Origin of the sequence: Paraburkholderia sp., from assembly GCF_049581445.1 — a bacterium.
Classification (GTDB): Bacteria; Pseudomonadota; Gammaproteobacteria; order Burkholderiales; family Burkholderiaceae; genus Paraburkholderia.
Genome location: NZ_JBAURZ010000146.1, coordinates 1 through 6,017, shown reverse-complemented (window position 1 = coordinate 6,017; position 6,017 = coordinate 1). Strand labels below are relative to the sequence as shown.

5 protein-coding genes are annotated in these 6,017 nt (G+C 60.8%); 3 read left to right on the top strand and 2 right to left on the bottom strand.

Annotation, left to right across the window (positions count from 1 at the left end; genetic code table 11):
• Positions 1 to 31: 31 nt before the first annotated feature.
• The gene (gene hpnC, locus WCA85_RS13825) at positions 32 to 898 is read right to left on the bottom strand and encodes a squalene synthase HpnC (RefSeq protein ID WP_424064720.1); all 867 of its coding nucleotides are present in this window, start codon (positions 896 to 898) and stop codon (positions 32 to 34) included.
• A 296-nt stretch (positions 899 to 1,194) separates the two neighbouring features.
• Here hpnC and ispH point away from each other — a divergent pair, with 296 nt between their 5' ends.
• Positions 1,195 to 2,139 carry a 4-hydroxy-3-methylbut-2-enyl diphosphate reductase gene (gene ispH, locus WCA85_RS13820; protein WP_424064718.1) on the top strand — a complete coding sequence of 315 codons (945 nt, stop codon included), beginning with the start codon at positions 1,195 to 1,197 and terminating at the stop codon, positions 2,137 to 2,139.
• A 10-nt stretch (positions 2,140 to 2,149) separates the two neighbouring features.
• Entirely contained in the window at positions 2,150 to 3,301 is a 1,152-nt protein-coding gene (gene hpnH / locus WCA85_RS13815) for an adenosyl-hopene transferase HpnH (RefSeq protein WP_424064716.1), read from the top strand.
• A gap of 125 nt (positions 3,302 to 3,426) precedes the next feature.
• Here the strand turns inward: hpnH and WCA85_RS13810 are convergent, their stop codons facing one another.
• On the bottom strand, positions 3,427 to 4,032 hold the full coding sequence (locus WCA85_RS13810; RefSeq protein WP_424064715.1) for an MlaC/ttg2D family ABC transporter substrate-binding protein: 606 nt from the start codon (positions 4,030 to 4,032) through the stop codon (positions 3,427 to 3,429).
• 176 nt (positions 4,033 to 4,208) lie between these two features.
• On the opposite strand from WCA85_RS13810, the gene WCA85_RS13805 reads away from it, so the two are divergent.
• Positions 4,209 to 6,017 (top strand): MMPL family transporter (locus tag WCA85_RS13805; RefSeq protein ID WP_424064713.1); only part of this gene is annotated, 1,809 nt, incomplete at its 3' end.

The following is a 6,017-nucleotide window of genomic DNA, read 5'->3' as shown; positions in this document are numbered from 1 at the left end:
AGACAGGACAGAACAAACAGAACCACCTCCATTACGCATTGCCCTCAAGTGAAGTAGCGCGCCCGCCGACGCGCCGGGACAGCCACATGGCGAGCGCACGCGCGCCAACGACACACCAGTCGAGCGCATCGAGCGCCGGGCGGCGGCGAAATACGTCATAGCCCGCACCTTCGATGCGTTCTAGAACCCGCAATCCGCCGTGGACGATGCCGCACAGCACGAGCCCTGCGCGGCCAGGCAAACGCAGTGCGAGCGGCGCGCCGCGCACCAGCATCTCACGGCAGCGCGCGACTTCATGGGCCATCAGCGAGCGCCACGCTTCATCCACGATACCCTCGGCGATGTGCCTCTCCGTGACGTGAAAGCGTGCGAGGCTGGTCAACGGCAGGTAGACGCGGCCGCGTTTCCAGTCGGCCCCAATGTCCTGCCAGAAGTTAGTCAGATGCAGCGCCGTGCAGATCGCATCGGAATCGGCCAGATTGGCCGGCGTCGCAGCCTTGAACAGATGCAGCAGAAGCTGCCCGACCGGATGCGCGGAACGGCGGCAATAATCGAGCAAGGCGTTGCGGTCAACGTAGCGCGTAGTATCGATGTCCTGATCCAGTGCCGACACGAGGTCGTAGAACGGCACGAGCGGCAGTTTATGCTGGGCAGCCACGCCAGCGAGTTTGCCGAACATCAGTGGATGCACCGGCGCTAGATGACCGTTTGCCACGGCGTCGAGCCCACCGCGAAAGTCCGCCAGCCGCGCGTGACGCTCAACCGCGCTGCGCTCGCTGTCTTCTGCGACGTCAGCGGCAGTGCGCGACACCTGGTAGATTACGCGGATAGGCGCACGCAGCGCCTTCGGCAAGAACCCGCTAGCAATGGGAAAGTCTTCGTAATAGTCCGCTTCCATGCAGCAAGCCTTAAATGCATTCGGTAATGCGGCTGTAAGCATAAACCGCAGGGCCATATAGTTTAAGGGTTCTGCTGCACGAGTGCAGCGCAGCAAATATTGCCGGAGGGGCCGCCAGCCTATGCGGGGCGGGCCGCACCAGAGCAAAGCAGGCCCGATAGCGTTAGAATGCGCGTTTGGTTTTGGTCTGCCGGCTTTATGCCGGATTAAACACATCAATTAATATCATGGTCGCGGCGATAAAGTCGTTTTTACCGACTTCCTCGAAACCAGCGTCAGTCGGAGTTCGGCAGCCTATGCGAGTCATCCTTGCTCAACCCCGTGGCTTTTGTGCGGGGGTGGTCCGGGCGATCGAAATCGTCGATCGCGCGTTACAGCAACACGGCGCACCCGTGTATGTGCGTCACGAAATCGTCCACAATCGGCACGTGGTCGACAATTTGCGTCAAAAAGGGGCGCGCTTTGTCGAAGAGCTCGACGAGGTGCCGGAAGGTGCCGTGGCGATTTTCAGCGCGCACGGTGTCGCTCAGACCGTTGAACGCGCTGCTGAGCAGCGCGGTCTGGACGTGCTCGACGCGACCTGCCCGCTCGTCACCAAGGTGCACGTGCAAGGACGGCAATACGTTGGCGCCGGACGCACACTGATCCTGATCGGCCACGCGGGGCACCCAGAAGTCGAAGGGACGATTGGCCAGATCCCAGGCAAGGTGCTGCTGGTGCAAAGTGAAGCCGAAGTCGCGCATCTCGACCTGCCGGTCGATGCGCCGCTCGCTTACGTCACGCAGACCACGCTGTCGGTGGACGACACGCGCGGAATCATCGACGCGTTGCAGCGCCGCTTCACGAACATTGTGGGTCCGGATACGCGCGACATCTGCTACGCCACACAAAACCGCCAGGCAGCGGTTCGTGAGCTGAGCACCCAGGTGGATGTCTTGCTGGTGGTGGGTGCAACGAATAGCTCGAACTCGAACCGGCTGCGCGAAATTGGCAGCGAAACCGGCGTGCCGAGCTATCTGGTCGCCGACGGTTCGGAGGTGAAGCCAGAGTGGTTTGCCAATGTGCAGACGGTCGGCATCACAGCAGGCGCTTCGGCGCCGGAAGAAATGGTTGAAAACGTCATCGATGCGCTGCGCGCGCTGGGATCCGTCGAGGTCACGACGATGGCGGGCCGTGAAGAGAAAGTTGAATTCAAGTTGCCGTCAAAACTGACGCAGCCGCTCGCCGCACGGGAAGTTTGAGGAGGACATCTTGTCCATTCCGCTGCTCCAGAAAGTCCGGGTTGGCGCATACATCATGCGTCAGCACCTGGCGCGCAACAGGCGCTATCCACTCGCCTTGATGCTCGAGCCGCTGTTTCGCTGCAATCTCGCGTGCAATGGTTGCGGCAAGATCGACTATCCGGATCCCATCCTGAATCAGCGTTTGTCGCTCGAAGAGTGCTTGGGCGCCGTCGACGAATGCGGCGCACCGGTCGTTTCGATCGCAGGCGGCGAGCCGCTTCTGCACAAGGAAATGCCGCAGATCGTGAAGGGCATCATCGCGCGCAAGAAATTCGTGTACTTGTGCACGAACGCGCTACTGATGGAAAAGAAGATGGACGACTACGAGCCGAATCCGTACTTCGTGTGGTCGGTTCACCTGGACGGCGACCAGCAGGCGCACGATCACTCGGTGTCGCAAGAGGGTGTGTACTTCAAGGCAGTTGCTGCGATCAAGGAAGCGAAGCGCCGTGGTTTCCGCGTCAACATCAATTGCACGCTGTTCAACGATGCAGTGCCGGAGCGCGTTGCCGCGTTCTTCGATACGGTCAAGGAGATGGGCGTGGACGGCATCACCGTCTCGCCGGGTTACGCCTACGAGCGCGCGCCGGATCAGCAGCACTTCCTGAATCGCGACAAGACCAAGCATCTGTTCCGCGAGATCTTCAAGCGGGGCAACGGCGGCAAGAACTGGTCATTCAGTCAATCGGCGATGTTCCTGGACTTCCTGGCCGGCAATCAGACTTACCAATGCACGCCGTGGGGCAACCCGGCACGTACCGTGTTCGGTTGGCAAAAGCCGTGCTATCTGATCGGCGAAGGTTATGTGAAGACCTTCAAGGAACTGATGGAAACGACGAAATGGGAAAACTACGGTACGGGCAACTACGAGAAGTGCGCGAACTGCATGGTGCACTGCGGATTTGAAGCGACGGCCGTGACGGATACGGTTGCGCATCCGTTGAAGGCGTTCAGGATTTCGCTGCGTGGGCCTAAGACTGAAGGCGCGTTTGCCAAGGATATTCCGCTTGATAAGCAACGGCCTGCCGAGTATGTATTCTCACGGCATGTTGAGATCAAACTGGAAGAGATTGGTCGGGCTGGTAAGGGGAAGAAGGCGCAGGCGGCTACGGCGCATTAAGGTTTTTTGCTCGGTGCCTCGCTGCGTTCTTCTCCGGGTTATTGATTTAATTTGTACTCGAAAGCGCTTCGGTCTTTTTGATCGAAGCGCTTTTTGTTTTTTCTGCCCGTCGCCGCAGGCAGAAACTAACCCGCACTCCGCGCATTGTGTTCAGTCAAAAACTTGATCAACCCGTCCACGCCACCCTTGGAAAGCTGGTCAGCAAACTGTGTCTGATAAACCTGAATCAACCAGGCCCCCAGCATGTCGATGTCATAGATCTTCCAGCCGGAGTCCGTCTTCTCCATCCGGTAGCCGACCGAATCATCCCCGCCGTTGCTCAGCACATGCGACTGCACCACGGCATCCTTACCGCCCGCAGTCATGCTCGCCGGTGCAAATTTGAACGTCACGTCCTGGTCCCGCAGTTGCGACAGCGAAGCCGCGTAGGTCCGCACCAGCAGCGTCTGAAACTGCTCGTACAACTGCTTCTGCTGTTCCGGTGTCGCCGTAGTCCACGCCTTACCCACAGCAATGCGCGTAGTACGCTGGAAGTCGGTTGCAGGCACGAAATGTGTTATCACCACCTCGGTGATTTTGTTCATGTCGCCGCTACGAGCCTGTGGATCGGCCTTCATCGCGGTGACCGTGCCTTCAACCGCGGTCTTCACCACCGAATCAGGCGCGGCTTGCGCGAAAGCCGCAGTGGAAACCACCGCGGCTGCGAAAAAGGCACACAGATAACGTTTCATAAGCTCGTCAGGACTGAAAAAATGACAACGGATGACCCGTCGGGCCACGCTAAAAGCCAGTATACCGATTTTGGCCACCCATCCACGCCCCATAACCTGAGCCAAGCCGCCTCACGTCGGTATACTTGTGCCCTCATGCCAAAAACGCAATCTGTGACAGGGCTCCACTCGCCTACATGCTGAAGTCATCTATCGTCCGTCTCGTCGCCTGGTCAATCAGCCGCCCCGCGCGGGTCATTCTGCTATCGCTCATCCTCGCGGTCCTGAGCGGCTACTACGTCGTCCACCACTTCAAGATCAACACGGATATCAGCCGTCTTGTCGAGAACGACCGGGCCTGGTCCTCCCTTGACGATGCCATCGACAACGCCTTCCCGCAACGGGGCTCAACCGTGCTGGTCGTCGTCGAAGCGCGCGCGCCCGAGTTCGCTGACGCCGCCGCCGATCAGCTCACCGCCGCGCTCAAACGCCAGCCCAAGGAATTCGTCAGCGTCTCGGAACCCGCAGGTGGCCCGTTCTTCGATCACAATGGTCTGTTGTTTCCCACGCTCGATGAAGTCCAGGCCACGACCGGTCAACTGGTCCAGTCCCGGCCGCTCGTCAACGCGCTCGCCAAAGACCCGAGCCTGACCGGTCTCGCAGGCGTCCTCACCACCAGTCTGTTGCTGCCGCTCCAACTTGGCCAGGTCAAGCTCGGTGACATGAGCCACTTGCTCTCGCAAAGCGCGACCGTGCTCGACCGCATACTCGCCGGTGAACCGGCCGCCTTCTCGTGGCGTGCACTGGTCGACAAGGACATCGCTACCAACCCTGCCCGCGCGTTTATCACCGTGCAACCCGTGGTCAACTACGGTGCGCTCGAACCCGGTGCTCGCGCCTCCGCGGCGATTCGCGCCACGGCGGCGTCGCTGCACCTCGACACCCAGTACGGCGCGACGATCCGCCTGACCGGCGAACAACCGCTCGCGGACGAAGAATTCGCGTCGGTGCAGGACGGCGCCGCGCTCAATGGGGCGATTACCTTCGTCGTTGTGCTGCTGATCCTGTGGCTGGCGTTGCGTTCCGGGCGCATGATCATCGCCGTGCTGATCACGCTGTTTGTCGGACTCGCCATCACCGCCGCCATCGGCCTGATGATGGTCGGCGCGCTGAACATGATCTCAGTCGCGTTCATGGTGTTGTTTGTCGGACTCGGCATTGATTTTGGCGTCCAGTTCGGGGTCAAGTATCGCGAGGAGCGCAATCACGACGACCGTCTGGCAGCCGCTCTGGTCAATACGGCGCACACCATCGGCGTACCGTTGACGCTTGCCGCCGTCGCGGTCGCGGAAAGCTTCTTTTCGTTCCTGCCGACCGCCTATCGCGGTGTGGCGGAATTGGGGCAAATCGCGGGCGTCGGCATGTTCGTCGCGTACTTCACCAACATGACGCTGTTCCCGGCGCTGCTGAAGGTCCTCAACCCGCCGGGCGAGGCCGTCGCGCCAGGCTTCAAGCAGTTGGCACCGGTCGACGATTTCCTCGATCGCAACCGCAAGCCCGTGCTGATCGGCACGCTAGTGGTCGTGGTCGGGGCGCTCCCGCTACTCACGCACCTGCGCTTCGATTTCAATCCGCTGCACCTGAAAGACCCGCACACGGAGTCGATGGCCACCCTGCTCTCGTTGAGCGATTCGCCTGAAGCGGCCGTCAACAATGTGCATGTGCTGGCGCCGTCGCTGGCGGCGGCGGATCAGATCGAAGCGCGTCTGAAGAAGCTGCCGGAAGTGGGCCGCGTGACGACCCTGAGCACCTACATCCCCACCGATCAGGCGCAAAAGCTCGTGCTGATCAATAGCGCCGCCCAACAGTTGCTGCCCGCGCTGGGCCAGCAACCCGCACCGCCATCAAGCGATGCGCTGCGTATTGCCGCGTTAAAGCGCGCGGCGAATCAGTTGACGCTCGCCGCCGAGGACCACCCCGGCCCAGGCGCCGCCGAAGCGCAGCAC